Genomic DNA, 26366 nt, shown 5'->3' with positions numbered 1-26366 from the left:
TTGACCCCAAGATCTTATCAAAATTTTATCCATACTCATAAGCTATTTTTTCTTAATTTTTATCAGGACATTTTTATCATGACAACGGCTTATTTACTCGGGTTGATTTGCTTAAATCGTTGGTTACTTTACAATAGGATAACTTTTTATATCGTGAAAGAGCCTATGTATGAAGGTGATTGATAGATTTCTCATCTGAAAAAATATTTTTATCGATTGTGTTTTGTATATTGCAATTTTAGCAGAACAAACAATGATGAGGTCGAGGTTACATATTGGGATAGAAGGGGCCCTCGTTGCCTTGCGGACAGATCCAAGTGATGTTTTGGTTGGGATCTTTAATGTCGCACGTTTTACAATGTATGCAATTTGAAGCGTTGATCATATAAGTGAGATGATCCTTATGCTCTAGCCATTCGTAGACAGCGGCGGGGCAATAGCGTGTGGAAGGTCCTCCATAGACGGCATATTCGGAGTCCTTTTGCTTTTCTAATGAGGCTATTTTTAAATGACAAGGTTGATTTTCTTCATGGTGCGTATTGGAAAGGGCAACACTTGTAAGGCGGTCAAACGTTACAACACCATCGGGTTTTGGATAAGCTATGGGTTGAAATTTTTCTGCTGGTTCAAGACAAGCATAATCTTCCTTGACATGGGGGAGTGTTTTAAATAAGGAAAATCCGAACAGTTGTTGCCACCACATATCAAAACCGGCAAGTTTAATTCCATATTTTGTCCCATATTTTTCCCAAAGCGGTTTGGCATTTCGCACTTTATAAAGATCTTTGCCAATGGGTCCTTTTCGCCATTGTTCTTCGATTTCTTTGACCTCATCATGGGTACGTCCTTGCGCAAGAGCGGTAGCAATTTTATCGGCGGCTAAGATGCCAGATAAGATGGCATTGTGTGATCCTTTGATGCGAGGAACATTAACAAAGCCAGCAGAACAGCCAATAAGCGCGCCACCAGGAAAGGTGAGCTTTGGTACAGATTGCCACCCTCCTTCACTGATAACACGGGCACCATAGGAAAGACGCTTTGCACCTTTGAAGGTTTCATAGAGTTTTGGATGTGTTTTAAAACGTTGAAATTCTTCAAAAGGAGAAAGATAAGGATTTTTGTAATCTAAGTGTACAACAAAACCGACAGAAATGACATTGTTTTCTTGATGATAAAGAAAACCACCACCGCCGGTATTATTGTCTAAGGGCCAACCGGCAAAATGTTGCACTAAACCGCGTTGGTGTTTTTGTGGTTCAATTTCCCAGAGTTCTTTAAGACCTAGGCCAAATTTTTGGGGTTCACGATTTTTACTAAGGTTGAAAGTTTGTATCAGTTGTTTTGCAATTGAGCCGCGTGCTCCTTCCGCAATCAGAGTATATTTTGCCAATAATGCTATACCAGGTATATAATTTTTTCCAGGGGTTCCATCTTTGTTAAGTCCCATATCACTGGTGAGAACACCAATGATGGCTCCATTCTCATTCTGGATGGGTTCTGTTGCGGCAAAACCGGGATAAATTTCAACACCGAGCGCCGCGGCTTTTTTGCTTAGCCAGCGGCAAACGCTTCCAAGTGAAACGATATAACACCCGTCATTAGATAAGATTTTGGGGTGCAAGATATTGGGCAACCGTGTTGCTTTGTGAGGCTTTAGAAAAAAAAACTGGTCACGGGTAACAGGGGTTTTAAAGGGGTGGTCGTGGTCACTTCTCCATTCCGGTAAGAGTGTATCGATACCGATGGGGTCAACAACGGCGCCAGAGAGAATATGAGCCCCAACTTCGGTTCCTTTTTCAACAATTGTGACAGAAAGATCGGGATTAATTTGTTTTAGACGAATGGCAGCAGAAAGTCCTGCGGGTCCTGCTCCAACAATGACGATGTCAAACGCCATACTTTCACGCTGATCATGCAGAGCTGCTTTCATGGCTTATAAAGCTTTCTCCAATTCTGGAATAATTTGATGGAGATCACCGACAAGGGCGTAATCGGCAATTTGCATGATGGGTGCTTCTTCATCTTTATTAATGGCAACAATAATTTGAGAATCCATTATACCGGCTAAATGTTGGATTGCACCGGAAATGCCAACGGCGATATAGAGTTTAGGGGCAACGACTTTTCCTGTTTGTCCAATTTGCCAATCATTGGGCGCATAGCCTGCGTCAACTGCTGCGCGGCTAGCCCCTAAAGCCGCATTTAATTTGTTTGCAAGAGGAAGAAGAAGGGCCATAAATTGTTCTTGTGAACCAAGACCACGCCCGCCTGATATAATAACACGTGCAGAAGTGAGATCAGGGTGATCACTTGTGTTGGTTTCTGCTTTTACGAAAGAAGAAAGATTGGGGTTGGGCGCTGGTGTTATTGTTTTAATGGGCGCAGAATTATTTTGGGAAGGCGTTGGTGTGAAAGAAGCTGTGCGAACGGTTATAATCTTTTTGGTGTCATTGCTGCGGACAGTTTCAAGGGCATTGCCTGCATAAATGGGTCGTTTAAAGGTATCGGGAGAAAGAACGGCGGTAATATCTGAAATTTGCATAAGATCAAGAAGAGCCGCTACGCGCGGCATTACATTTTTTCCAGTGCTGCTGGATGGGGCCATGATCACATCATAATCATTTGCGAGTGAGATGATTGTATCGGCGATAGGTTCTGCGAGTTGATGGGCTAAATAGTCTGCCTCAGCAATAAGAACTTGCCGCACACCATTAAGTTTAGCACTCTTTTCTGCTATCGTTTGAATGTCTTCTCCGCAAACCAAAATATCGATATCGCTCTTGAGTGCGTGTGCTGCGGTGAGCGCTTTTGCGGTTTCTTCTGTCTGATGTTCGGCTAATAAAAGAATTGCCATAAATTTTTACCCTTTGATATGCGTATTGCTTTTACTCTAGTACTCTAGTACTCTAGAGAATATTAAATGCAGTTTTTTTGTTTTAGTGCACCGACAAGCTCTGCTACATTAGCAACTTTAATTCCAGATTGACGGGGGGTGGGCTCTTCAACACTTAAAATTGTGAGCCGTGCTTTCGTATCAATACCAAGATCAGCTAGAGCTTTTTGTTCAATAATTTTCTTTTTTGCTTTCATAATATTGGGTAGAGAAGTATAACGCGGTTCATTGAGCCGGAGATCGGCAGTCATAACCATGGGAAGGGGAAGACGAAGGGTTTGTGTTCCATTATCGACCTCACGGGTAACTGTAGCATGTCCATTTTCTATGTTAAGATGTGAGGCAAAAGTTGCCTGCCCCCAACCAAGAAGAGCGGCGAGCATTTGTCCTGTTTGATTATTATCGTCATCAATCGCTTGTTTTCCTAAAAAGACCATATCGGGTTTTTCTTCATCAACAATGGCTTTGATAACCTTAGCGATGCTTAAGGGTTCAAGTGTTTGATCCGTTGTAACAAGAAGAGCGCGATCAGCTCCCATGGCAAGCCCTGTTCGTAAAGTTTCTTGAGCGGCTTCTGGTCCAATCGAAACAAGAACAACTTCTGAAATTTTACCAGATTCTTTCTGACGAATTGCCTCTTCAACGGCTATCTCGTCAAAAGGATTCATAGACATTTTTACGTGAGACAGATCAACGCCTGTGCTATCGGGCTTGACGCGTATCTTGATGTTATAATCAACAACACGTTTGACAGCGACAATTATCTTCATGATGATCCTCTTTGTTTGTATGGTCACAAGTTTATAGCAATACGCATAAGAAACCAAATTGTTTAAAATGAAGTCTTATTTATAACTTGTGTTTTCTTTCATATAAGCTTTTTTCATGTTTACTTGTACTTTCTTGTCGTCATTTTCAATCTTCATCTCTTCGTTCATTGCCATAATTGCCTTATTTGCTTGAATAAAAAGTAAAAAAATCAATCTGTCTTATGAGAATATTCTTTATTTCGTTTCATATGCTCTGTTTATGATGGCGCAAGAGGGGCTTTATGCACTGAAAAATTAAGTAAAAAAAATAAAAATGGGGCAAATATTTTAGATGAATAGTAGGAGAATATTTCTAACAAGAAAGTTTTTGGGCGTTCTTAAAGCTCTATTTACTAAAATAGAGTACACTTTCTTATCATTTCTTACGATTCTTTTCAAAAAGGTTAATGAGGGGTAGGCGTTTGTGAATACGAAGGGTCATACGATCGACCAGGCAACCAATCAGGTTCGGGGTGATCAATTTTCTTCTTTTATTGAGCAAAAGGAGAGAATAGAGGCGCCTGTGGAAGTAACAATGTCAGACATTGCTCAAAATTTACGCACTGTTTATGCTCAAATGAAAATGAAGCATTTGCCCCATTCTTTGAATCAGCAGGGGGGGGGCGAAGAGCATTTTAAATCTTATTTAGATGATATTAGTCGGGCCATTTTGGCTGAACATTATATCCGTCGTCAAAGGGAAAAAAGGCTTTTTGAGTCTTTAGAGCAGATTAAAACACTTGTTCAAAGTTTGCAGAGTGAGAAAAAAAACTTAAAAGAAGCAGAGGCAACACGACGAGTGTCTCATTCAAAATTATCTGATTCCGTTGTGCAAAAACTTGCTCATATGGAATGTGAGGGAAATCAAGAACGCTTATTCCTTCAAAAGGTGCAAAATTTTTCAAGACAAAACAGTATAACGCCACTCCAAACAAATGTTGAAAATGCGTTGCAGCAAGAAAATAAAAGCTCTTTGCCCAGTGATACACTTTTGCCCAAGGATACACTTTTGCCAAGTGATGATGCTTTGAAGTCTTCTTTTCAAAAGACTGAAGGAGCAGTGGAGTGTCCTGTGGTAGAAGAAAAGGGGATGGGGGGAACAGCTTCTCACCATTGTCCAGTATCTCATCATTGCATTGAGGATGATTTTTCTCCTGCTTTAAAGGCACAGTCTCAAAGACATGCCTCGTTTTTATCTTATTTTGTAAAAAGAAGTCTTCTTTGTTTTTTAACCGTTGCATTTATGGTCGCGATAACGTTATGTTTTTATAGCTTTTTAAAAGGAGCGCGTTTTTTTTAAGTTTTTATGATGTGGATGTTGATAGATGTGAAATGTCTTGCGCATTCGTCATTGTGCGAAAGCGGTAGCAATTAAAATCGTCCTTTAAAATACGCAACAGAGATTATTGGACAAAGAGGATAAGTTGGAGAAAGATTCTCCAATTGTTTAAAAGCCTCAAATTATCTTAAAGGTTTTGTCAGTGAGTATTTATTTACCAATTGCTGAAATGTCACTCAATATGCTGATCTTGATTGGTATGGGAGTCGTTGCTGGTTTTTTTTCTGGTCTTTTTGGCATTGGTGGTGGTTTTCTCATTACGCCTTTGTTGATTTTTTATAATATTCCTCCTGCTATTGCTGTTGGAACAGGTGCTAACCAGATGATTGCATCATCTGTAACGGGGGCAATTACACATTTTAGACGACGTACGCTTGATATCAAACTTGGTATTCTTTTGGCGATTGGAGGAGGGGTTGGTTCGTTAATCGGGATTCAGATTTTTTCTGTTTTGAAAAAGTTAGGTCAATTAGACTTAATGATTTCGCTTCTTTATGTGATTCTTCTTGGAAGTATAGGAAGCTTGATGATTGTTGAAAGCTGGTATGATATGATGCGCAAGCGTAGGTTAGGAAAAGCCAATGTCCGTCTTGCAGGTCGACATCGCCATAACTGGATTCATCACTTACCGTTAAAAATGCGTTTCCGAGCATCTATGATCTATGTCAGCATTATTCCAGTGTTAGGGATTGGTCTCATTGTGGGGTTGCTGTCTTCTATTATGGGGATAGGTGGGGGCTTCTTTATGATCCCCGCATTGATTTATCTGCTGCGTGTTCCAACCAGTGTCGTGATAGGGACTTCACTTTTTCAGATTACATTTGTATCTTCTTTCACGACAGTTTTGCAAAGTATGACCCATCAGTCCGTTGATATTGTCTTGGCTTTTTTGTTAATGCTCGGAGGAAGTATTGGCGCACAATATGGAACACGAGCTGGACGGAAGTTAAAGGCTGAACAATTGCGTATGGCACTTGCATGTTTGGTGTTGATTGTGTGTATGCGCCTTGCTTTTCAATTATTTGTACGCCCTGATAATCTTTTCTCTTTGGATATTCTTATGAGATAAAAATGGGTAGATTATTTTCTTTATGCATCATAGCAGGTTGCTTTTATTTTGTTTCTTTTTCTACATGGTCACATGTTGGGACAACAGCAACATTCATTGATCAAGTTGATCACGAAACTGTCCAAATTATTGTCACAACGAATACGATTACCGTGGATGCAAATTTTGCTGGTCGTGATTTTTATATTGCTGGTGTCTTGGAAAATATTGATCCATTATATTCTCGACAGAACCGTTATGATGTTGTTGTCAGCTTGGAAGGACAAAGCCGGACAATGGTCATGCGGGAAAAAAAACGTAATGCTGGTGTATGGGTTAATACGGATTCCCTTATTTTTAAAAATGTTCCTCTTTTTTACTCTATGGTTACAACGCGTGAAATCGATGATATTACCAGCATTGAAGATTATAAACATTTGGGGTTAGGGTTACTCTATTTGCCATTACAGACAGATGAGAAAGATCAAAAAAAAATACAAATCTTTCATGATGAACTTATAAAACTGCAAAAAGCTAAAAGTCTTTATTATGAAGAAGTAGGTGGTGTGCGTTTTGGTTCTGATACACTTTTTACAGCACATTTTCGTTTACCAGCCAACATTCCTGTCGGACATTATAAGGCTCGTGCTTATCTTTTTCGTGATGGGCTGTTTATTGATAGTGCAACAACGACTCTTGAAATTGTTAAAGCACATATCGCTTATACAATTTTCTATGCAGCGCATAAGTATCGTTTCCTATACGGTATTGTTGCGGTGATTATCGCTGTGAGCACAGGGTTTTTATGTCGTTTGATTTTTCGAAAAGACTAGCGCAAGAAAAATATTTAAAGCGTTTATTTTTTATGAAAAATGCGTGAGATAAGAAAAATAGGCACAACAATAATAGCGCCCATCATGGTTATATGGAAGAAGTTTGTAAGCGTTATAAATCCTCTTTCCCATAAAGATTGAAGGAAATCTATTATTTTCTGTGTGAGGTTTCGAGGTGTCCACCCAAAAAACTTCATCACGATGCCAATGAAGAATGAAAGGATCAGTAATTTTAGACTGACACGGCTGAATGTTCCGCCAAGAAATGCATGAAAAGAATTTGACAATTTTTTCTTTCTGTTCATTTAAATATACTTTCGAATCTTTTGTGTTTTTTTTGCATTATCATCATACAGTGATTTTATTATCATAAAGGAAAAATATTTTCTTATTTTTTCACGAGTTTTTTATTGATGTAATATCAGTGCTGGTTGTTGAAATATACGCATGTTCTATTGTATTTTTTGCGATATTTTCATGGCACTTATTTTTATTTAAGTGAAGAAAATTCCTTTTGTTTTTAAGAATTTGTAAGGGAATTTTATAATGTTTTGATATTTTTCATCAGGGTAAACGTTCTCATCCGTTAAGGCTTTTGTAACGGACTTATTATTAGTCCGTGTATAGAAATAATATTTCAAGGCAGTTTACTTAAAAAAAAGACTATCTATTCTGATAAGGGTATGCTTATATAAGTATTATATTTAGATATTTCAACCTTAGTGAATTGAAAAGATATTTTTTTCTGAAAAATGCAAGCAATGAATTGAGTGTTGTTAAAGGAGCAAAGATATTAAAATAGAACGTTGAAAAAGTTTTGTTTTGTACGAGTGCGTGAGTGAATATTAGGGGGCGTGGTGCCCATGCTCTTTTTGTTTTGAATAAGATATTTTATTTTGAAATAATATATAATGAGGAGCTTATTATTTAGCGGGGAAGTATAGAAAAATTCAAAACTCCTCTTGCAAAAAGGGGGAGAGGTGGTTGATGTTGAAAAATGGGTGAATGTTCTTGTTTTGTTGAAAGATCAATTTTGTTGAAAGTTCAAATTGTTGTTAAGGCTTTTTATTATTAAGGGTTATTAAGGTGTTTGCGCTAAGAGGGGGCCTTTGATAATGTAAAAAACGCTAGAGGAAAAAAGGGGCAAGCTTACTCGACAAAAGAGAAATAATCTTTGTCTTATAGTCTTCAATAGTAGACGTTGTGATATCACAAGTAGATTTTGTTATCGGTTATACCATTTATTGTATATTAAATTGTTTTTCGGTGCATATTGGAGGGGGAGCTTATAAGTATGGTAGGAGGAGTGGTTGGTAAGGAGTGTTGTTTGAAAGTTGTAAACCTTTGTCTTTCAGAGCCTATGGTTCGTCTAAACTTGTTATTTTGCACGTTCTTATTGCGTGGGGAATTTATACAATAAACGTTAAAAGGAAAAGTCTATGAACTTGAAAAGAAAAATATTGAAAAGTAGCGGCTCTCTTGTTTCTGTTCTTATGGCATTGGGAATGGTTGTACAACAGGCTTCAGCAAAAACACCGGCTAATACTCTTGTGATGGCTTGGAATATTGACGCAATCAGTACATTTGATCCTGCGCAACTTACCGATGTTTATGGAAGTGAAATTGTTCGCAATGTTTGTGATAACTTGGTGAGTGGTGCTACAGACAATCCTGCTAAAATGGTTCCGGCATTAGCAACACATTGGGATGTTGCAGGGGATGATCACAGTACGGTCATTACCTTTCATTTGCGCGATGGTTTGAAATTTAATGATGGGAGATCAGCCAACGCCAATGACCTTGTTTGGGGGATGAAGCGGGTTGTCAAATTGAAGATGGGTAATGCGGCAATTTTTAATGAATATGGAATTACAGAGCAAAATGTTGATGATGCTTTGCAAGCCGTTGATGAAAAAACAGTAGTGATGAAATTTGATAAGCCTTATCCAGCAGAGCTTATTCTTAATAATATTGTTGCAAGTCCTGCGACAGCTTTGCTTGATCGTAAGACAATTATGAAGCATGAAAAAGATGGTGATCTGGGAAATCAGTATTTGAAAACGCATGCTGCTTGTGTTGGTCCTTATCAGTTAAAAAGTTGGCGTCCTGGAGAAGCTCTTTTGTTGCGTGCAAGCTCTCATTATTGGGGAGAAGCACCAAAACTGAAGCAGATTCTCATTCGCCATGTTGCAGAGCCTGGAACACAACGTTTGTTGTTACAAAAGCACGATATTGATGTTGCTCGTAATTTGACTCCTGAAGATCTCTCAGATCTACAAAAAACAACAGATGTTAAAGTTGAAGAAGTATTAGAGCCATCTATGATGTACTGGGGATTCAACATGACAAATCCCATTTTTGCTAAGGAAAAAGTACGCTTGGCGATGCGCTATCTCATAGACTATGAAGGTCTTGGCAAGAAGCTTCTCAAAGGTGTTGGTATTCCACGGGCAAGTTTTATTCCTGTTGGTAATCTTGGTGCTTTAGATGAAAAAGAAGGGCAGCCCTTTAAGTTTGATGTTCAAAAAGCCAAGCAGCTTTTAGCAGAGGCTGGTTATCCGAATGGATTTGAGGCAAATTTTCTTGTTTCAAATGCCCCTTATACTTTATTACTGGCCCAATCTCTGCAAGATAGTGCTGCACAGGCGGGGGTGCGTCTTAAAATTGAGCGTTTGGCAGGGACACAATTGTTTTCCAAACTTTATGCACGGGCTTTTGATACGATTTTTGTCGGATGGAATAATGATTCTGCGGATCCTCATACCATGGCTTCACGTCTTGTTTATAATCCGGATAATCGGTTTGAGGCAAAAAATACAGCCTATCCTAGTTGGCAGCATGGGTATTTTGATGCCAAGATGAATCAAAAGGTTGAAGAGGCGTTGTTTCAAAAAGATTCACAAAAACGGGCAAAAATCTATGCTGATTTACAACGTGAACTGATGCAAAAAGGGCCTTATGCGTTTATCTATCAGAAATATACTGTTATCGCGATGACACCTGATGTCAAAAAATGGGTTTGGAATAGCGCGCCACAAATTTTTTATAGTAAAATTGAAAAATAAGTGTGTCTTCAATGCTGTCAAATAGATAAAGAGCATAGCCATAATATATTCGGCGTTTTGCATAAGTTTTCGAGCTTTACAATGCGTCGAATTTAGGGGTGAGGGGTGTGTGTGTTGTTGAGTGTCTTTTCAAAACATTCTGTTAAGAAAGGTTTTTCATTCTCATTAAAGGTGCTTTTGTGTGGATATTAAGATTGAATATCTCAGTTTCTCTGAATTGAAAATTGGTTAATTTATTTGCTAAAAAACAAATGTCACTGAATTTACTAATGCTAAAGCTGAAAAGGCTTTGCAATGTTGAAGGAAAGTTTTGTTATGGGTGGGAACACGAGGGATATCAGTTTTTTATAGTATCCGTATTTTCTTTTGCTTTGAAGGATAAGGAAATGCTAATTGGAGGGTGTTATTTTACGGGGAGTGATGAAAAAATTCAAATTTTTCTTTTGAAGAAGGAATAAAAGTCGTTGCATTTGGCAAATTGACGAATTTTCCTGTTTTACCAAAGTTTCAAATTCTTATGAAGGCTCTTTGTTATTAAGGTACTTGAACCAAGAGGGGTAGTGCTTTGATGACATTAAAAATATTAGAAGAAACAAGAGACAAGTTTGCTCAGCAAGAGAGAAAAGGAAACTTAGTCTTATAGTCTTCAATAGTAGGCATTATGATATCGTGAATAAGCACTGTTGTTGGTGAGCGTTCATTATCTATCAGCGTGTTTTCCTTTGTATGTTTTGGTTTGGCTTATAAGTGTGGGCAGGAGGAGTGATTGGCAAAAGGTGCTTGTTTTTGAAGATTTTAAAGCTTGGTCTTTAGAAGCCTATAGTTCGTTTAAACTTAATTATTAAGCACGTTTTGCTGCATGGGGAATTTATACAATAGACGTTAAAAGGAAAAATCTATGAACTTGAAGAAAAAGATATTGAAAATTATCAGTTCTTTTGTTTCTGCTTTTATGGTACTGGGGATATTTGTGCAACAAGTTTCAGCAAAAACACCGGCTGATACCCTTGTGATGGCTTGGGATCTCGATGCGATCAGTACATTTGATCCTGCACAGCTCAATGATCGATATGGCGCTGAAGTTGTTATCAATGTTTGTGATAATTTGGTTGATTCTGCTAAAAATGATGGAACTCACATCGTTCCTTCTTTGGCAAAGAGTTGGGATGTTTTAAGCGATGACCAACGCACAGAGATTACTTTTCATTTGCGCGATGATTTGAAGTTTAATGATGGTCGGCCTGCTGGTGCTCATGATCTTGTTTGGGGGATGAGGCGGGTTGTTAAATTGAAGCTGTCTAATGCGGCAACTTTTAATGAATATGGTATCACAGAACAAAATGTTGATGAGGCTTTTCAAGCACCCGATGAGAAAACAGTGGTGATGAAATTTGATAAACCTTATCCAGCAGAGCTTATTCTGAGCAATATTTCCACTAATCGCACTGTTGCTTTGCTTGATCGTGAGACACTTATGAAACACGAACAAGATGGTGATATGGGAAATCGCTATTTGGCAAGTCACGCTGCTTGTGTTGGGCCTTATCAGTTAGAAAGTTGGCGCCCTGGAGAAGGAATTTTGTTGCGTGCAAGTTCCAATTATTGGGGAGAGGCACCCAAATTGAAGAAGATCTTAATTCGTCATATTGCTGAGCCTGGAACACAACGTTTATTATTGGAAAAACACGATATTGATGTGGCACGTAATTTAACGCCAGAGAATCTAAAAGATCTTCAAGCAACAACAGATATTAAGGTTGAAAAAATATTGGCGCCATCCATGATTATATGGGGATTCAATACGACAAATCCTATTTTTGCCAATGAAAAGGTGCGTTTGGCAATGCGTTATCTTATTGATTATGACACTTTGGGAAAGACTCTTCTTAAAGATGTTGGCATTCCACGGGCAAGCTTTATTCCTCTTGGTAACTTTGGGGCTTTGGATGAAAAAGAAGGGCAACCCTTTAAACTTGATCTTCAAAAAGCAAAGCAGCTTTTAACGGAAGCAGGTTATCCAGATGGTTTTGAAGCCAATATTTTTGCAGGGAAATCTCCTTATCCTTTTGCTTTACCTATTGCTCAGTCTATACAGGATAATGCAAAAAAGGTGGGAGTGCGCTTTAAGATTGAACATTTTATCGGTACACAGTTGTTTTCAAAACTTTATGCACGTAGCTTTGATACAATTTTTATAGGATGGAATAATTCTTCTGCGGATCCGCATACGATGGCTTCACGTCTTATTTTAAATCCGGATAATCGGTTTGAGGCTAAAAAAACAGGTTATCCTAGTTGGTGCCATGGCTATTTGGATGAAGATATGAATAAGAAGGTGAGAGAAGCGTTATTTGAAAAAGATCCACAGAAACGCGCGCAACTGTATGCTGATTTACAGCATGATTTTATGCAAAAAGGACCTTATGCTTTTATCTATCAGGTCTATAATATTGTCGCGATGACACCTGATGTCAAAAAATGGGTTTGGAATGGTGCACCACGTATTTTTTATGCTGCCATTGAAAAATAAGTGTGTCTTCAATGCTGTTAAATAAATAAAGAGTATCATCATGATATCTTCGGCGTTTTGCATAGGTTTTTTTAGAGCTTTGCAAGACGTCGAAGATTGTGGATAGTAAGCTCGGGATATATTTCTGAATGTCTTTTCAAGATTCCTATTTCAAAAAGGATCTTTCATTCTCATTAAAGATGTGTTTGCTGAATGTTTTAGACTGAATATTTCAACTTCCGTGAATTGAAAAGTGGTCAATTTATTTGCTGAAAAAAATCGTATAACAAATGTCGTGCCATTTAGCCTTGTTAAAGGAGCAAAGACTTTGCAATGTGCAAGAAAAGTTTTGTTTTAGGGGAATGAGGAATATCAGGTTTTTATGGTGCCTATGTTTCCTTTTTCTTTGAAAGATGATACGACGCAATTGGAGGGTTTTATTGTTATGGGGAGTGATGCAAAAATTTAAATTATCCTCTTGGATAAGGGGTGAAAATGATCAATTTCGGCAAATTACAATTTCTCTAGGATCATCAAAATATCAAATTTTTATTGAGGTTCTTGAAGCAACCGGAGTTGGTGTTTTAGCGATGCTTTTTAGAAAATCGAAAAAAGAAATTTGAAGAAGAAGGTCTGTTTGATGAAGCAAAAGGAAGTTTTGCCTGATATTGTTCCGAATTGTAAGCGCTGTGATATCGCCAACAGGTACTGTTATACTTGATATCTTCGTTTTATATTCAGATCGTTTTCTGTTGCATATTTTGGTTTCGCTTATACCTGCTTAGAGAGACCGAGTTGTTTGTAAGTAGCTGTGGCTGTTGAGGTTTTTTTTATTTTATTTCGAGGAGGTATATTTTCTAAGTCTGATCTTATTATTTTTTGCACGTTATTATTGCATGGGAACTTATACAATAAATTTTAAAAGGAAAAGTCTATGAACTTGAAAGGAAAAATATTGAAAAGTAGCAGCTCTCTTGTTTTTGCTGTTATTGCACTGGGGATGTTTGTGCAACAAGTTTCAGCGAAAACACCTGCCGATACGCTTGTGATGGCTTGGAATCTTGATTCAATAAGTACATTTGATCCTGCGCAAATCAATGATCGTTATGGTAATGAAGTTCTTGTCAATGTTTGTGATAATTTAGTCGAGCCAGCTAAAGATAATGCTGCTAAACTTGTTCCCTCTTTAGCAAAGAGTTGGGATGTTTTAAGTGATGATCAGCATACGGTGATTACTTTTCATTTGCGCGATGGCTTGAAGTTCAACGATGGTCGTCCTGCGAATGCCAATGATCTTATTTGGAGCATGAAGCGGATTGTTAAATTAAAGATGGCTTCTGCTGCGACATTTAATGAATATGGAATTACAGAGCAAAATATTGATGAGGCTTTTCAGTCCCCGGATGAGAAAACGGTGGTGATGAAATTTGATAAACCTTATCCAGCAGAGCTTATTCTGAGCCATTTTGCCACTACTCGTACTCTTGCTTTGCTTGATCGTGAGACACTCATGCAACAGGAAAAAAATGGTGATATGGGAAACCGGTATTTGGCGAGCCATTCTGCTTGTGTTGGTCCTTATCAGATAAGTAGCTGGCGTCCTGGAGAAGGGATTTTGTTGCATGCAAGCTCCAATTATTGGGGGGAGGCGCCTAAATTGAAGAAGATTCTCATTCGCCATGTTGCGGAGCCTGGAACACAACGTTTATTGTTACAAAAACACGATATCGATGTTGCACGTAATTTGATGCCAGAGGATTTGGCTGATCTCCAAGCAACAGCGGATATTAAAGTTGAAAGAGTGTTAGAGCCATCCGTAATCATATGGGGGTTCAATGTGACAAATTCAATTTTTGCCAATGAAAAAGTGCGTTTAGCGATGCGCTATCTTATCGACTATGAAGGACTCGGTAAGACTCTTCTTAAAGATGTTGGTGTTCCACGGGCAAGCTTTATTCCTATTGGTAATCTTGGAGCGTTGGATGAAAAAGAAGGACAACCTTTTAAACTTGATCTTCAAAAAGCAAAACAGCTTTTAACGGAAGCCGGTTATCCGGACGGTTTTGAGGCTAGGATTTTTGCAGGAGCATCTCCTTATCCTTTTGCTTTGCCTATCGCTCAGTCTCTCCAAGATAATGCAAAAAAGATTGGGGTGCGTTTTAAAATTGAACGTTTTGTAGGTACGCAGTTGTTTTCAAAACTGTCTGCACGCGCCTTTGATACGATTTTTTTCGGATGGAATAATGACTCTGCTGATCCCCATACAATGGCTTCACGCCTTATTTACAATCCTGATAATCGGTTTGAGAAAAAAAATACAGGCTATGCGAGTTGGTGTCATGGGTATTTTGATGAAACTATGAATCAAAAGGTTCAGGATGCGTTGTTTGAAAAAGATCCCAAAAAACGTGCGCAAATGTATGCTGATTTACAGCGTGAATTTATGCAAAAAGGACCTTATGCTTTTATTTATCAGACGTATCACACTATAGCGATGACATCTGATGTCAAAAAATGGGTTTGGAATAGTGCTCCACGTATTTTTTATGCTGCAATTGAAAAATAAGAGGGTATCAAGTTTATAAAATATAAAAAAACATGATCATGATATATTTGATGTATTGCAAAGTTTTTCAACGCTTTGCAATACGTTGAATTCTATCGGTAATGGATTGCTATGTTGTGTAGAGAATTTTATTTTAGGAATTCTCATGAAAGATGTGTTTGTGTGGATGTTAAGATTGAATATTTTAACTTCTCTTGATACAATTTTGTGGGTGGAATAATGACTCTGTAGATCCCTATACAAACAGCTTCAAGTTTTTTAATCTTGATGATCGGTTTGAAATTAAAAATATAAGCTGTTCTCGTTGGTGTTATGGGACTTTTGATGAAGTATAAATCAAAAGTTTAAAGATTGCGTTGTTCCAAAAAGATTCACAGAAACGGGCATAAAGAATTGAAAAATGGAAAGTTTGTTTGGTGAAAAAGCAAGTGCAACGAATGTAGCAGAATTTACTGTTTCCGAAATAGCAGGAGCTTTAAAGCGTGTTGTTGAGGAAAAGTTTGGTTATGTACGGGTGCGTGGGGAGATCTCAGGTTACCGTGGTGCTCATGCTTCGGGACATGCTTATTTTGCTTTAAAAGATGATAAGGCACGGTTGGAAGCTGTTATTTGGCGTGGCGTGATGGAAAAGCTCAAATTTCCTCCTGAAGAAGGGATGGAAGTGGTCGCTGTTGGTAAACTTACGACTTATCCAGGGTCATCGAAATATCAAATTGTCATTGAGGCTCTTGAGCCAACGGGGGTTGGTGCTTTGATGACACTTCTTGAAAATCGTAAGAGAAAGTTTGCAGAAGAAGGCTTATTTGATGAAGCAAAGAAAAAACCTTTGCCTTATATGCCTCGAATTATAGGTGTTGTAACATCCCCAACGGGGGCTGTTATTCGCGATATTATTCATCGTATATCTGATCGTTTTCCGTTGCATGTTTTGGTTTGGCCTGTCCGTGTTCAGGGAGAAACAAGCGGGAGCGAAGTGGCTGCTGCTGTTGAAGGCTTTAATGCTCTTGCTCCAGGAGGGCTCATTCCAAAGCCTGATCTCCTTATTGTTGCACGGGGAGGGGGAAGTTTAGAAGATTTGTGGGGGTTTAATGACGAAGCTGTTGTTCGTGCTGTTTATGCTTCTGAGTTGCCTGTTATTTCTGCTGTCGGGCATGAAACAGACTGGACTTTGATTGATTATGTCGCTGATTGGCGTGCTCCAACCCCTACAGGAGCCGCAGAAAAGGCTGTTCCCGTCAAGCTTGATCTTGAAGTATGTGTCGCGTCACTTGGGGCACGTTTGCGTAAAGGGCTTGCGCGTTCTTTTGATTTTCATCAACAAAAGTTGCGTGCAGCCAGACGCGGTCTTCCCACTGTCGACCAACTTTTCGCTCTACCAAGGCGTGGCTTTGATGAAATTTCCAGTCGATTACAGCGCGCTCTTTGTGTGAGTTATGATAAAAAACGTTTTTCTTTTCATGCTCTTCATCTGCGTCTTTCGCCCCGTTTGTTAAAGAGTGAAAAAGCACAACGCCATACAAAGGAATATACGGCACGCCTTCATCGTGCTTTTATGCGCAGTGTAGAAAAACAGCGCGCGGCATTAGAGTTGGCATGTAGGCTTTTAAAAAGCACTTCTTATCAGAATATTTTAGAGCGCGGTTTTGTTTTGGCTTTGGGGCAAGATCATAAACCTATTAAACGGTTGGCGCAGTTTCCTGAAAGTGGACAAATAAATTTACGCTTTTTTGATGGCGATATCCGTGTTGCAACACAAGAACCTATTTCTGCGACACGTTCAAAACCCAAGAAGATAAAGTCGCCAAGCGATGATCAAGGAACTCTCTTTTAATACGGTGAAGATTATGCTTGCTGAGGGTCTTCTTAAGGGGGGGGATGGAAAAGTTCGTTGCGCATGGGCAGGAACCGATCCACTTTATTGTGCTTATCATGATAACGAATGGGGAAAACCTGTTTTTGAGGATATCCCTTTGTTTGAAAAAATTTGTCTTGAAGGTTTCCAAGCAGGGCTTTCTTGGTTTACAATTTTAAAAAAACGTTCTTCTTTTCGCGTTGCATTTGATGATTTTGACTTTGAAAAGATTGCTCATTATGATGAGCTGAAGGTGCAAATGTTGATGCAGAACAAAAATATAGTTCGCCATCAAGCGAAAATTCGATCAGTGCTTAATAATGCACTGAGAGCACAGAGAATTATAACAGAGTGGGGGAGCTTGTCCCACTATTTTTGGTCTTTTCAGCCACCACAATCGGAGCGTTATGAAAAGATAGATTTTCAAACATTATTGGCAAATCCTATAACTCCAGCTTCTCTTCGTCTTTCTCAAGATTTAAAGAAGCGCGGCTGGACGTTTGTTGGTCCCACAATTTGTTATGCTTTTATGCAGTCCGTAGGGATTGTCAATGATCATCTTGAAGGCTGTTTTTGTCGATAAATTGGTAAAATTTCTGTCATAAGGGCAATGATTAATAGGAGCATCATAATAAATGTGCAGGTTATACAACTCTGTTGTATAAAATAATTGAAACATACAAATGATACAATAGTGATGATTTTTTATTGTTGTTGGCCATTAAAATAACAAAAATATACTTTTGAGAATAAAAAAAATGCAAAAAAGAGTAATTCCTTACTATCATGTATCTGGCGTTAGATAATGGTGATATCTTGTGTGTAAAACAGAATGAGGTTGGCAATTCACGCGCTTTCTTTAAAAAAACATTTCTTAATGCTCTTAAGCTTATTTTGTATTGATGTTCGTGAATGGTATAACGATGGAAACTATTGAGCATCAACGTCTTACGTTTATGAAGGAATGAGTCGGTTCTATCACATACACTTTGCCCGCTCTAAAATATTGTGACAACGCTTGGCATTTGAAATGTTTTAGAGGAGGTATTTTTATTTCCATTAATGACATGAATGTCATAATTAAAGAATGAATATTTTATTCATGTTTATTGATGAATGCAAAGAGGTTTTTAGATGGGCGCTGTTGTTGCATTGTTATATTTTGCTTCTGTTGTACGATCGTTGGTTTATTTGTGTGGTGGTCGATTGTTCAAGACTTGTCTAGGCAATACAAAACAAAGTACAGCGATGAAAAATTGACGTTAAATAATTCAAGCTGCTTGTGTTAGGTTTTATTATCTGATAACTTTCTTCCATTAGAGAGGGGTTTTGCTGCGTGTGAACTCCAGTTTTGGGGAGGATACTTAAGCTCAGACAGATGGGTATTCACTACATTGCTTCTTTAAATCTCTGTATGTTGCTCTTTGGAGCTAAACATTTTGTTACAGCATGTTGTTTGCTATTTTATTTTTATAGCTGCAAAGCAATGATGTACACTAAAGTTTAGAAGGATTTATATTCGTTATGTCTTTGGGGGAAATTGTGTCATGAATTTTGTTTTGATAAATGAGAAAGAGCATTTTAGTGTGTATTCTTTTATTACAAGCTTTATCTCTCAGAAGATAAAGTTTGGAAGGAATAGTTCTTCTCATTGTTCCTTTATCTTTGTTAATATGTAAGGTTTGTCCTTTTGATGATTAATTTGGGGGCTCATTTATTGTCGTATGCAAAGGGATGTCATGAAAAGAATGTCATATTGGTCAGCAAAACACATATTCCATGTTCGCTATGGTTTGATTGAGATGATCAGTCAATGGATTGATAAAATGAATGGAATTAAAAAGTAGATGACTCTGTATAGGTGATAAGAACGTATTTGTTCAATCTTTATAATTATAAATTTGCCCTTTATGATTATAGATTTTTCATGTCATTTCAGTGTCATTAATTGATAAAAAATAAAGGGGAAAGTTTATGAACTTGAAGAAAAAAATATTGCAAAGAAGTAGCTTCCTTGTTTCTGCTCTTATAGCATTGGGAATGGTTGTACAACAGGCCCCAGCGAAAACACCGGCTGATACCCTTGTAATGGCTTGGAACCTCGATGCTGTCAGTACCTTTGATCCTGCCCAAAGCAATGATGTTTATGCAAGTGAAATTATTGAAAATATTTGTGATAATTTGGTCAGTATAGCGACAGATGATCCAACGAAAATAGTTCCCGCATTAGCAACACATTGGGATGTTGCAAGCGATGATCACAGTACGGTGATTACTTTTCATTTGCGCGATGGTTTGAAGTTTAATGATGGGAGATCAGCCAACGCCAATGATCTTGTTTGGGGGATGAAGCGGGTTGTCAAATTAAAAATGGCCGATGCAGCAACTTTTAATGAATATGGAATTACAGAGCAAAATGTTGATGATGCTTTGCAAGCCGTTGATGAAAAAACAGTAGTGATGAAATTTGATAAGCCTTATCCAGCAGAGCTTATTCTTAATAATATTATTGCAAATCATGTAACTGCTTTGCTTGATCGTAAGACAATTATGAAGCATGAAAAAGATGGCGATCTGGGAAATCAGTATTTAAAAACGCATGCTGCTTGTGTTGGTCCTTATCAGTTAAAAAGTTGGCGTCCTGGAGAAGCTCTTTTGTTGCGTGCAAGCGCCCATTATTGGGGAGAAGCTCCGAAACTGAAGCAGATTCTCATTCGCCATGTTGCAGAGCCTGGAACACAACGTTTGTTGTTACAAAAGCACGATATTGATGTTGCTCGTAATTTAACTCCTGAAGATCTTGCAGATCTACAAAAAACAACAGATGTTAAAGTTGAAAAAGTGTTGGTGCCAAGCATGATGTATTGGGGATTTAACATGACAAATCCCATTTTGGCTAAGGAGAAAGTACGCTTGGCGATGCGCTATCTCATAGACTATGAAGGTTTTGGCAAGAAACTTCTCAAAGGTGTTGGTATTTCACGGGCAAGTTTTATTCCTCTTGGCAACTTTGGAGCTTTAGATGAAAAAGAAGGGCAACCCTTTAAGCTTGATATTCAAAAAGCTAAGCAGCTTTTAGCAGAGGCTGGTTATCCGAATGGATTTGAGGCAAATTTTCTTGTTTCAAATACCCCTTATACTTTAGCTCTTGCTCAGTCCCTTCAAGATAGCGCCGCACAGGCCGGGGTGCGTCTTAAAATTGAACGTGTGGCAGGTACACAGTTGTTTTCAAAGGTGGATGCCCGAGCTTTTGATACGACTTTTATCGGATGGAATAGCGGGTCTACGGATCCTCATACCATGGCTTCACGTCTTGTTTATAATCCGGATAATCGGTTTGAGGCAAAAAATACAGCCTATCCTAGTTGGCAGCATGGGTATTTTGATGCCAAGATGAATCAAAAGGTTGAAGAGGCGTTGTTTCAAAAAGATTCACAAAAACGGGCACAACTCTATGCTGATTTACAACGTGAATTGATGCAAAAGGGACCTTATGCGTTTATCTTTCAGAAATATAATGTTATCGCGATGACACCTGATGTCAAAAAGTGGGTTTGGAATAGTGCGCCACGTATTTTTTATAGTGCAATTGAAAAATAAGCGCGTCTTTTCGTATCGTCAAAGATAAAAAGAGCTTGATCATCATTGCATGATGAAAATATTCTCCCCCATAGAAGCCCTTCAGTTTTTTAAAGAAGGATGAAATTGTGGGGGATTGTGCCGTATCTGATTGAGGTCATTTTATAAGGAGGGATGAATATGGAAAGTTATATTGGGGAGAGTTTTTGTTTATGTTTATAGATCCTCTTCATCCCGAATATAGATTGATATATGAGAGAATTATTTTATAGATGCTTAGTTTGATTAAATGAAGTTGATGTTTGATAGCATGCTGATTAAAAGATGAAAGAGCAAAATCACAATCACTTTGCGTAAAAAAATACAAGAATACAAAAGAAAGAGATAAAATGGGGAAAAAAGAATGTTGAAAAGAATTTGTATTTTATTAAGCACAATGGGGTTTTTAAACGGGACTATCGTATCAGCATTGAGTGCCTCATCTAAAGATATATTGGTGATGGCATGGAATATTGATTCAATGAGTGGTTTTGATCCAGCGCAAACCGTTGAGGTTGTGACAAGTGAGTTATTGACGAATATTTGCAGTGCGCTCGTGCAATATGATGAGCATGATCCTACAAAAATTCGTCCGGCTATGGCAAAATCTTGGGACGTTTTAGATAATGGCAAAAGAATAGTTTTTCATCTTCGTGATGATTTAAAGTTTGATGATGGAAGAACAGCAACGGCGCAAGATCTCGTGTGGTCGATGCGACGGATTATTAAATTAGGTTTGAGTTATGCTCAGTCTTTAATGGACTATGGGTTTACCAAAGATAATGTTGAAACAAATATTCAGGCTCTTAATGATAAGACTTTACAATTAAAATTAGATAAACCCTATCCTATTCAGCTCATACTGACTGTTATTGGACAATCTTATGCTTCTGCTCTGCTTGATCGGAAAACAATTGAAGCGCAGAGTATTAACGGCGATATGGGAAATAAATATTTAGCGACACATTCGGCTTGTGTTGGACCTTATAAATTAGTAAGCTGGTCCCCTGGGGATAAAGTTGTGTTAGAGGCTACACAGCATTATTGGGGGAAAGTGCCTAAAATTAAGCAGATTGTTGTGCGGCATGTAGCGGATTCATCAAGTCAAAGACTTCTTTTGGAAAAAGGTGATGTGGATATAGCGCGAGATCTTTCTTCAGAGGATATTTTAGATCTTGAAGAAAAAGGTGGCTCAGTCAAAATTAGTCGTGTTTTGCGTCCGCAGATTATTTATCTATCGTTAAACAATAAGAATGCAATTTTTGCGAACGAAAAGGTCAGATTGGCACTTCGTTATTTGGTTGATTATGAAGGTCTTGGAAAAACTGTTTTAAAGGGGATTGCTATTCCACGGGCAACTTATATGTCTTTAGGTGTTCCAGGTGCTTTGGATGAAAAAGAAGGATTGCCCTTTAAATTGGATTTGGAAAAAGCAAAACAGTTAATTACTGAAGCTGGTTATCCTAACGGTTTTAAAGCTAATCTTCTCGTCGGAAGTCTTAGTTATATGTCATCTGTTGCGCAGTCTATTCAAGCGAATGCACGCAAAATTGGTGTTGAGCTTACAATTGAAAAAATGGCACAAAATCAATTGTTGAGTCGTGTACGGGGTGGAAATTATGATACTGCACTTATGGGGTGGGGGAGTGCTGATCCTGATGGACATCCTGCTTCATTGAATCACGTGTTTAATCCTGATCCAACATTTACGAAAAAGCATAATATGTATTTGGCTTGGCGTGCTGGATATTATGATGAAAATATTAATAAAATGGTGATGGATGCTTTGTTTGAGCAAGACCCTAATAAGCGTATTGTGCAATATCGTACTTTACAACATTATGTGCTAGAGCATGGTCCTATGGTTTATTTATTTCAAACATATTATACCGTTGGTATGGGACCTGATGTCAAAAAATGGGTTTGGAATAGTTACAGACTTTACTACAATGAAGCAGAAAAATAAAAAGAAGCATGTTTATGGAGAAGGATTGTAGAACATGCTTAATAAGAAGTTGTTTCATTCTATAAAAAAAGGTATTCGCTTTATGTTTTATCGCTACAGAGGGGATTTTTATAATGGTTTTGCCACTTTCAGAGACTGAAAGAGCTGTATCAGAAAAGCAGAAAAAATTATTTTTATGGGATTTTTTGTTTAAGGGATTAAAACTTCTTATTTCAGTTTTTATCACATTGCTTGGGTTGGTGACGATTACTTTTTTTCTTGGTCATCTTCTTCCTCTCGATCCTGTTCTATCTATTCTTGGTGATAATATCAGTCAGGAAGCTTATGATGCCATGTATTATAAGCTGGGTCTTGATAAGCCGTTGATTGTTCAATATTGGAAGTATCTTCATAATGTATTTTTATTTGATTTTGGAGATGCTTTAACGTCTGGGCGTCCTGTTTTAGCTGATATTATGCGCGTATTTCCTGCAACATTAGAGCTTGCAACGGTTGCTATTGTTATTGGCACAACTCTTGGAATTCCCTTTGGGGTTTTTGCAGCAATGTATCGCGATTCATTTATTGATTATGTTGTCCGTGTTTTTACACTCTTGAGTTATTCTACGCCGACATTTTGGCTTGGGCTCATGGCGTTGTTAATATTTTATGCCAAGCTTGGCTGGGTTGGTGGTCCAGGGCGACTTGATTTTCTTTATGAATATTCTTTTGAACCCAAAACAGGATTTTTTCTTTGGGATACTGCGAGCCAAGGACAATGGGAGGCTTTTGGGAATGTCTTTAGTCACATTATTATGCCTGCTTTGATCTTGGCTTTCGGTGCTATGGCTTATATTAGTCGTATGACCCGTGGATTTATGATTGAGCAGCTTAATCAAGAATATATCATTACTGCACGTGTAAAGGGATTATCGTGGGCGCGGACGGTTTGGGGGCATGCCTTTCGGAATGCTGCTGTTCAGATTATTACCGTTGTTGCACTTTCTTATGCTTTTTTACTAGAAGGGGCTGTTTTGACGGAGACAGTTTTTGCTTGGCCTGGTTTTGGACATTATTTGACAAATGCTCTTCTCGCTGGAGATATGAATGCTGTTGTAGGATGTACTTTACTTGTAGGATTTATCTTTGTTGCCATTAATTTATTTTCTGATTTGCTTTATCGCATTTTTGATCCAAGGACACGTTGAATATGACAGTCAGTAATCATCACAAATCGCAATCATCATCTTCTTTGAGTTCTTGGTTAAACGACCCGGTTCCACGGTCCATAATACAAGCAAACATACAAAGAATTTATCATGCACTGGTGAAGTTTTTTCATAACTTTTCAGCTGTATTTGGTCTGTTTATTATTTGTATTATTATCATATGCGCACTTTTTGCTCCTTGGATTGCGACGCACGATTTTTTGAGCAATGATCTGGGGCATCGGTTGCAGCCCCCCTCTATGGCGCATTATTTTGGGACAGATGAATTAGGACGTGACATTTTTAGTCGTCTTGTTTTTGGTTCTCGTATTACTCTTTATGTTGTTTTTCTCACAACAATTATTGTAGGTCCAATAGGGCTTATTGTTGGAACTGTATCTGGTTATATGGGGGGATGGGTTGATACTGTGCTCATGCGCATTGTCGATATTTTTCTTGCTTTTCCAGGGTTAATTTTAGCTCTTGCCTTTTCAGCCGCATTGGGACCAGGGATTGAAAATGCTTCTATTGCAATTTCAATTGCAGCATGGCCACCAATCGCACGTTTAGCACGCGCTGAGACTTTGACAATACGTTCTTCTGATTATGTTTCTGTGGTTCGCTTGCAGGGGGCTTCTCCTTTGCGGATTATTTTGTTTCATGTTGCGCCCATGTGTATTCCTTCAGTGATTGTACGATTAACTTTAGATATGTCTGGAATTATTTTAACAGCTGCTGGCCTTGGATTTTTGGGGCTTGGAGCACAACTTCCAAGTCCTGAATGGGGGGCGATGCTTTCTTCAGGTCGGGAATTTATGATGACAAATTGGTGGTTGGCGGCAATACCGGGCTGTGCAATATTATTTGCAAGTCTTGCTTTCAACCTTTTAGGTGATGGTCTTCGTGATGTATTGGATCCACGCAATGGGTAATAAATTATTAGAAGTAGAAGATTTACGTATTTCTTTTCCTACAACGCGCGGCGTTGCAGAAGTTGTGCGTGGTGTTAGCTTTTCTGTCGGAAAAGAAAAAATTGGCATTGTTGGTGAATCCGGATCTGGAAAATCGATGACAGGGCGTGCAATACTAAAGCTGAGTCCAAAATCAGCCATTGTTAAAGCTAAAAAAATGCGCTTTGAGGATGTCGATTTATTGCGTGCCAGTGAACCTCAGATGCGAAAAATCCGCGGTAAGCGTATTTCAATGATTTTACAGGATCCTAAATATTCACTTAATCCACTCATACGGATTGGGGAACAGATTATGGAGGCTTACCGTATTCATTACCGTGTTTCAAAAGCTGAAGCGCGGGAGCGAACCATAGCTATGTTAGAATCTGTTCATATTCGTGATCCTGAACATGTCATGCGCCTCTTTCCTCATGAAATATCTGGGGGGATGGGGCAGCGCGTGATGATTGCAATGATGCTCATTCCAAAACCTGATTTAATTATTGCCGATGAACCAACATCTGCGCTTGATATTACAGTTAGACGACAAGTTTTATCCGTATTAGATGAACTTGTGACAAAGTCTGGAACAGGGCTTATTTTCATTAGTCATGATTTGAATATGATTGCTGATTTCTGTGATCGTATTTTGGTGATGTATGCGGGCCGTGTTTTAGAAGAGTTACCTGCTTCTGATTTGTCTCATGCTTGTCATCCTTATACGAAGGCTTTGCTGGCGAGTTTGCCACGGCTTGATAATCCTGTTGATGTTTTGGCTGTTCCTGAGCGTGATCCTGATTGGTTGTATAATCCTACGATTGTTAATGGTGTTGAGGAGGTTCCTCATGACAAATTGTAAGAATATTATTGATGTTTCTAATTTATCTGTAACCTTTGGGCATAGACACAAGGCCGTAACGGTTGTTAAAAATGTTAATTTTCATATTAAGCGTGGTGAAGCTTATGGGTTGATTGGTGAATCCGGATGCGGAAAATCAACTATTTTGAATACATTGGTAGGGCGTATTCCAGAGTATAGTGGAAAGTTCCTTTTTGCTGGACAAGAAGTCGAAAAAAAAAGAAGTAAGGACTTTTTACGCTGTATTCAAATGGTTTTTCAAGATCCTTATGCTTCGTTGCATCCAAGAAAAATGGTCCATACGGTTCTTTCTGAATCGCTTAAAATCCATGGTATGGATAATCAAAGAGAGCGGGTGGAGGATGCTTTAGATTCCGTTGGTTTAGATGCTTCATTTCTTTATCGTTATCCTCATGAGTTGTCCGGAGGGCAGCGTCAGCGTATTGCTCTTGCACGTGCTTTAATTATCGAGCCAGAAGTTTTGTTGCTTGATGAACCAACATCTGCATTGGATGTGTCGGTACAAGCTGAAATTTTAAACTTGTTGAAATCGTTGCGCGAGAGAAAAAAGCTTACTTATTTGATGGTATCCCATGATCTTGCTGTTGTTGCACATATTTGTGAACGTGTTGGCATTATGCATAAAGGGATTATTCTTGAAGAGCTTAGCAATGATGAATTGCGTAATCTCCACGCGCAACACGATTATACAAAAGAGTTTTTTGAAGCGAGTATTGAGCCTATCGTTCATAGAGAGCAAAGAGCGTGATCAATTTTATAGAAGAGAAAATGCAATTTTATGTGTTTTGAAGTGTCTAGAAATGTTTGACGGCCTTGTTAAAAGGGAAGGGGGTAATAGGATTTTTTTTAGT

General features: G+C 38.4%; 20 protein-coding genes. 16 read left to right on the top strand and 4 right to left on the bottom strand.

Features of this window, described 5'->3' with window-relative positions:
• Positions 1–268: 268 nt before the first annotated feature.
• The 3 genes from PVV66_RS03000 to PVV66_RS02990 all read right to left on the bottom strand — a co-directional run bounded on the left by PVV66_RS03000 (position 269) and on the right by PVV66_RS02990 (position 3663).
• A complete protein-coding gene (locus tag PVV66_RS03000) occupies positions 269–1930 on the bottom strand; it encodes an electron transfer flavoprotein-ubiquinone oxidoreductase (RefSeq protein ID WP_273718862.1) in 1662 nt (553 codons plus the stop codon).
• A 3-nt stretch (positions 1931–1933) separates the two neighbouring features.
• Entirely contained in the window at positions 1934–2854 is a 921-nt protein-coding gene (locus PVV66_RS02995; protein WP_273718861.1) for an electron transfer flavoprotein subunit alpha/FixB family protein, read from the bottom strand.
• Positions 2855–2916: 62 nt separating this feature from the next.
• Positions 2917–3663, bottom strand: coding sequence for an electron transfer flavoprotein subunit beta/FixA family protein (locus PVV66_RS02990; protein ID WP_273718860.1), 747 nt, complete (start codon positions 3661–3663; stop codon positions 2917–2919).
• A gap of 463 nt (positions 3664–4126) precedes the next feature.
• Here PVV66_RS02990 and PVV66_RS02985 point away from each other — a divergent pair, with 463 nt between their 5' ends.
• The 3 genes from PVV66_RS02985 to PVV66_RS02975 all read left to right on the top strand — a co-directional run bounded on the left by PVV66_RS02985 (position 4127) and on the right by PVV66_RS02975 (position 6922).
• Positions 4127–5002 (top strand): hypothetical protein, encoded by an 876-nt coding sequence (locus tag PVV66_RS02985; protein WP_273718859.1) that lies wholly within the window; start codon positions 4127–4129, stop codon positions 5000–5002.
• Positions 5003–5183: 181 nt separating this feature from the next.
• Complete coding sequence (locus tag PVV66_RS02980; RefSeq protein WP_273718858.1) at positions 5184–6110, top strand: sulfite exporter TauE/SafE family protein; 927 nt, start codon at positions 5184–5186, stop codon at positions 6108–6110.
• A gap of 2 nt (positions 6111–6112) precedes the next feature.
• Complete coding sequence (locus PVV66_RS02975) at positions 6113–6922, top strand: TIGR02186 family protein (protein WP_273718857.1); 810 nt, start codon at positions 6113–6115, stop codon at positions 6920–6922.
• Between the two features lie 23 nt (positions 6923–6945).
• Here the strand turns inward: PVV66_RS02975 and PVV66_RS02970 are convergent, their stop codons facing one another.
• The gene (locus PVV66_RS02970) at positions 6946–7227 is read right to left on the bottom strand and encodes a DUF6460 domain-containing protein (RefSeq protein ID WP_012232219.1); all 282 of its coding nucleotides are present in this window, start codon (positions 7225–7227) and stop codon (positions 6946–6948) included.
• A 1134-nt stretch (positions 7228–8361) separates the two neighbouring features.
• Between PVV66_RS02970 and PVV66_RS02965 the strand changes: the two genes are divergently transcribed.
• The 13 genes from PVV66_RS02965 (at position 8362) to PVV66_RS02905 (ending at position 26263) form a co-directional block, all read left to right on the top strand.
• On the top strand, positions 8362–9987 hold the full coding sequence (locus tag PVV66_RS02965; protein WP_273718856.1) for an ABC transporter substrate-binding protein: 1626 nt from the start codon (positions 8362–8364) through the stop codon (positions 9985–9987).
• An 898-nt stretch (positions 9988–10885) separates the two neighbouring features.
• Positions 10886–12517 (top strand): ABC transporter substrate-binding protein, encoded by a 1632-nt coding sequence (locus PVV66_RS02960; RefSeq protein WP_273718855.1) that lies wholly within the window; start codon positions 10886–10888, stop codon positions 12515–12517.
• A gap of 434 nt (positions 12518–12951) precedes the next feature.
• Positions 12952–13119 (top strand): hypothetical protein, encoded by a 168-nt coding sequence (locus tag PVV66_RS02955; RefSeq protein WP_273718854.1) that lies wholly within the window; start codon positions 12952–12954, stop codon positions 13117–13119.
• Positions 13120–13430: 311 nt separating this feature from the next.
• Positions 13431–15062 (top strand): ABC transporter substrate-binding protein, encoded by a 1632-nt coding sequence (locus PVV66_RS02950; RefSeq protein WP_273718853.1) that lies wholly within the window; start codon positions 13431–13433, stop codon positions 15060–15062.
• A 400-nt stretch (positions 15063–15462) separates the two neighbouring features.
• Positions 15463–16893: an exodeoxyribonuclease VII large subunit gene (gene xseA / locus PVV66_RS02945; protein WP_273718852.1), complete on the top strand. Its 1431-nt coding sequence runs from the start codon at positions 15463–15465 to the stop codon at positions 16891–16893.
• Positions 16871–17497 carry a DNA-3-methyladenine glycosylase I gene (locus tag PVV66_RS02940; RefSeq protein ID WP_273718851.1) on the top strand — a complete coding sequence of 209 codons (627 nt, stop codon included), beginning with the start codon at positions 16871–16873 and terminating at the stop codon, positions 17495–17497. The genes xseA and PVV66_RS02940 overlap by 23 nt, the downstream gene beginning before the upstream one ends.
• A gap of 551 nt (positions 17498–18048) precedes the next feature.
• Positions 18049–18174, top strand: coding sequence for a hypothetical protein (locus PVV66_RS02935; protein ID WP_273718850.1), 126 nt, complete (start codon positions 18049–18051; stop codon positions 18172–18174).
• Between the two features lie 714 nt (positions 18175–18888).
• Positions 18889–20514, top strand: coding sequence for an ABC transporter substrate-binding protein (locus tag PVV66_RS02930; protein WP_273718849.1), 1626 nt, complete (start codon positions 18889–18891; stop codon positions 20512–20514).
• A 382-nt stretch (positions 20515–20896) separates the two neighbouring features.
• Positions 20897–22498 (top strand): ABC transporter substrate-binding protein, encoded by a 1602-nt coding sequence (locus tag PVV66_RS02925; protein ID WP_273718848.1) that lies wholly within the window; start codon positions 20897–20899, stop codon positions 22496–22498.
• A 113-nt stretch (positions 22499–22611) separates the two neighbouring features.
• Complete coding sequence (locus tag PVV66_RS02920; protein WP_273718847.1) at positions 22612–23685, top strand: ABC transporter permease; 1074 nt, start codon at positions 22612–22614, stop codon at positions 23683–23685.
• A gap of 2 nt (positions 23686–23687) precedes the next feature.
• Entirely contained in the window at positions 23688–24617 is a 930-nt protein-coding gene (locus PVV66_RS02915; protein ID WP_273718846.1) for an ABC transporter permease, read from the top strand.
• Entirely contained in the window at positions 24610–25494 is an 885-nt protein-coding gene (locus PVV66_RS02910; protein WP_273718845.1) for an ABC transporter ATP-binding protein, read from the top strand. The genes PVV66_RS02915 and PVV66_RS02910 overlap by 8 nt, the downstream gene beginning before the upstream one ends.
• Entirely contained in the window at positions 25481–26263 is a 783-nt protein-coding gene (locus PVV66_RS02905) for an ABC transporter ATP-binding protein (protein ID WP_273718844.1), read from the top strand. Before PVV66_RS02910 ends, PVV66_RS02905 begins: the two co-directional genes overlap by 14 nt.
• Positions 26264–26366: the final 103 nt, after the last annotated feature.

The organism is Bartonella sp. AU16XJBT (assembly GCF_028618665.1).
Classification (GTDB): domain Bacteria; phylum Pseudomonadota; class Alphaproteobacteria; order Rhizobiales; family Rhizobiaceae; genus Bartonella.
Note: the sequence above shows the minus strand (reverse complement) of the source record. Positions and strands in the feature narration are given on the sequence as shown.

Excerpts from the sequence above, each read along its gene's own strand:
- PVV66_RS02930 (WP_273718849.1), top strand. The coding sequence starts at position 18,889 with ATGAACTTGAAGAAAAAAATATTGCAAAGAAGTAGCTTCCTTGTTTCT.
- xseA (WP_273718852.1), top strand. The coding sequence starts at position 15,463 with ATGGAAAGTTTGTTTGGTGAAAAAGCAAGTGCAACGAATGTAGCAGAA.
- PVV66_RS02970 (WP_012232219.1), bottom strand. The coding sequence starts at position 7,227 with ATGAACAGAAAGAAAAAATTGTCAAATTCTTTTCATGCATTTCTTGGC.
- PVV66_RS02940 (WP_273718851.1), top strand. The coding sequence starts at position 16,871 with ATGATCAAGGAACTCTCTTTTAATACGGTGAAGATTATGCTTGCTGAG.
- PVV66_RS02960 (WP_273718855.1), top strand. The coding sequence starts at position 10,886 with ATGAACTTGAAGAAAAAGATATTGAAAATTATCAGTTCTTTTGTTTCT.
- PVV66_RS02965 (WP_273718856.1), top strand. The coding sequence starts at position 8,362 with ATGAACTTGAAAAGAAAAATATTGAAAAGTAGCGGCTCTCTTGTTTCT.
- PVV66_RS02975 (WP_273718857.1), top strand. The coding sequence starts at position 6,113 with ATGGGTAGATTATTTTCTTTATGCATCATAGCAGGTTGCTTTTATTTT.
- PVV66_RS02915 (WP_273718846.1), top strand. The coding sequence starts at position 23,688 with ATGACAGTCAGTAATCATCACAAATCGCAATCATCATCTTCTTTGAGT.
- PVV66_RS02935 (WP_273718850.1), top strand. The coding sequence starts at position 18,049 with ATGGGCGCTGTTGTTGCATTGTTATATTTTGCTTCTGTTGTACGATCG.
- PVV66_RS02950 (WP_273718853.1), top strand. The coding sequence starts at position 13,431 with ATGAACTTGAAAGGAAAAATATTGAAAAGTAGCAGCTCTCTTGTTTTT.
- PVV66_RS02905 (WP_273718844.1), top strand. The coding sequence starts at position 25,481 with ATGACAAATTGTAAGAATATTATTGATGTTTCTAATTTATCTGTAACC.
- PVV66_RS02910 (WP_273718845.1), top strand. The coding sequence starts at position 24,610 with ATGGGTAATAAATTATTAGAAGTAGAAGATTTACGTATTTCTTTTCCT.
- PVV66_RS03000 (WP_273718862.1), bottom strand. The coding sequence starts at position 1,930 with ATGAAAGCAGCTCTGCATGATCAGCGTGAAAGTATGGCGTTTGACATC.
- PVV66_RS02920 (WP_273718847.1), top strand. The coding sequence starts at position 22,612 with ATGGTTTTGCCACTTTCAGAGACTGAAAGAGCTGTATCAGAAAAGCAG.
- PVV66_RS02990 (WP_273718860.1), bottom strand. The coding sequence starts at position 3,663 with ATGAAGATAATTGTCGCTGTCAAACGTGTTGTTGATTATAACATCAAG.
- PVV66_RS02995 (WP_273718861.1), bottom strand. The coding sequence starts at position 2,854 with ATGGCAATTCTTTTATTAGCCGAACATCAGACAGAAGAAACCGCAAAA.
- PVV66_RS02955 (WP_273718854.1), top strand. The coding sequence starts at position 12,952 with ATGCAAAAATTTAAATTATCCTCTTGGATAAGGGGTGAAAATGATCAA.
- PVV66_RS02925 (WP_273718848.1), top strand. The coding sequence starts at position 20,897 with ATGTTGAAAAGAATTTGTATTTTATTAAGCACAATGGGGTTTTTAAAC.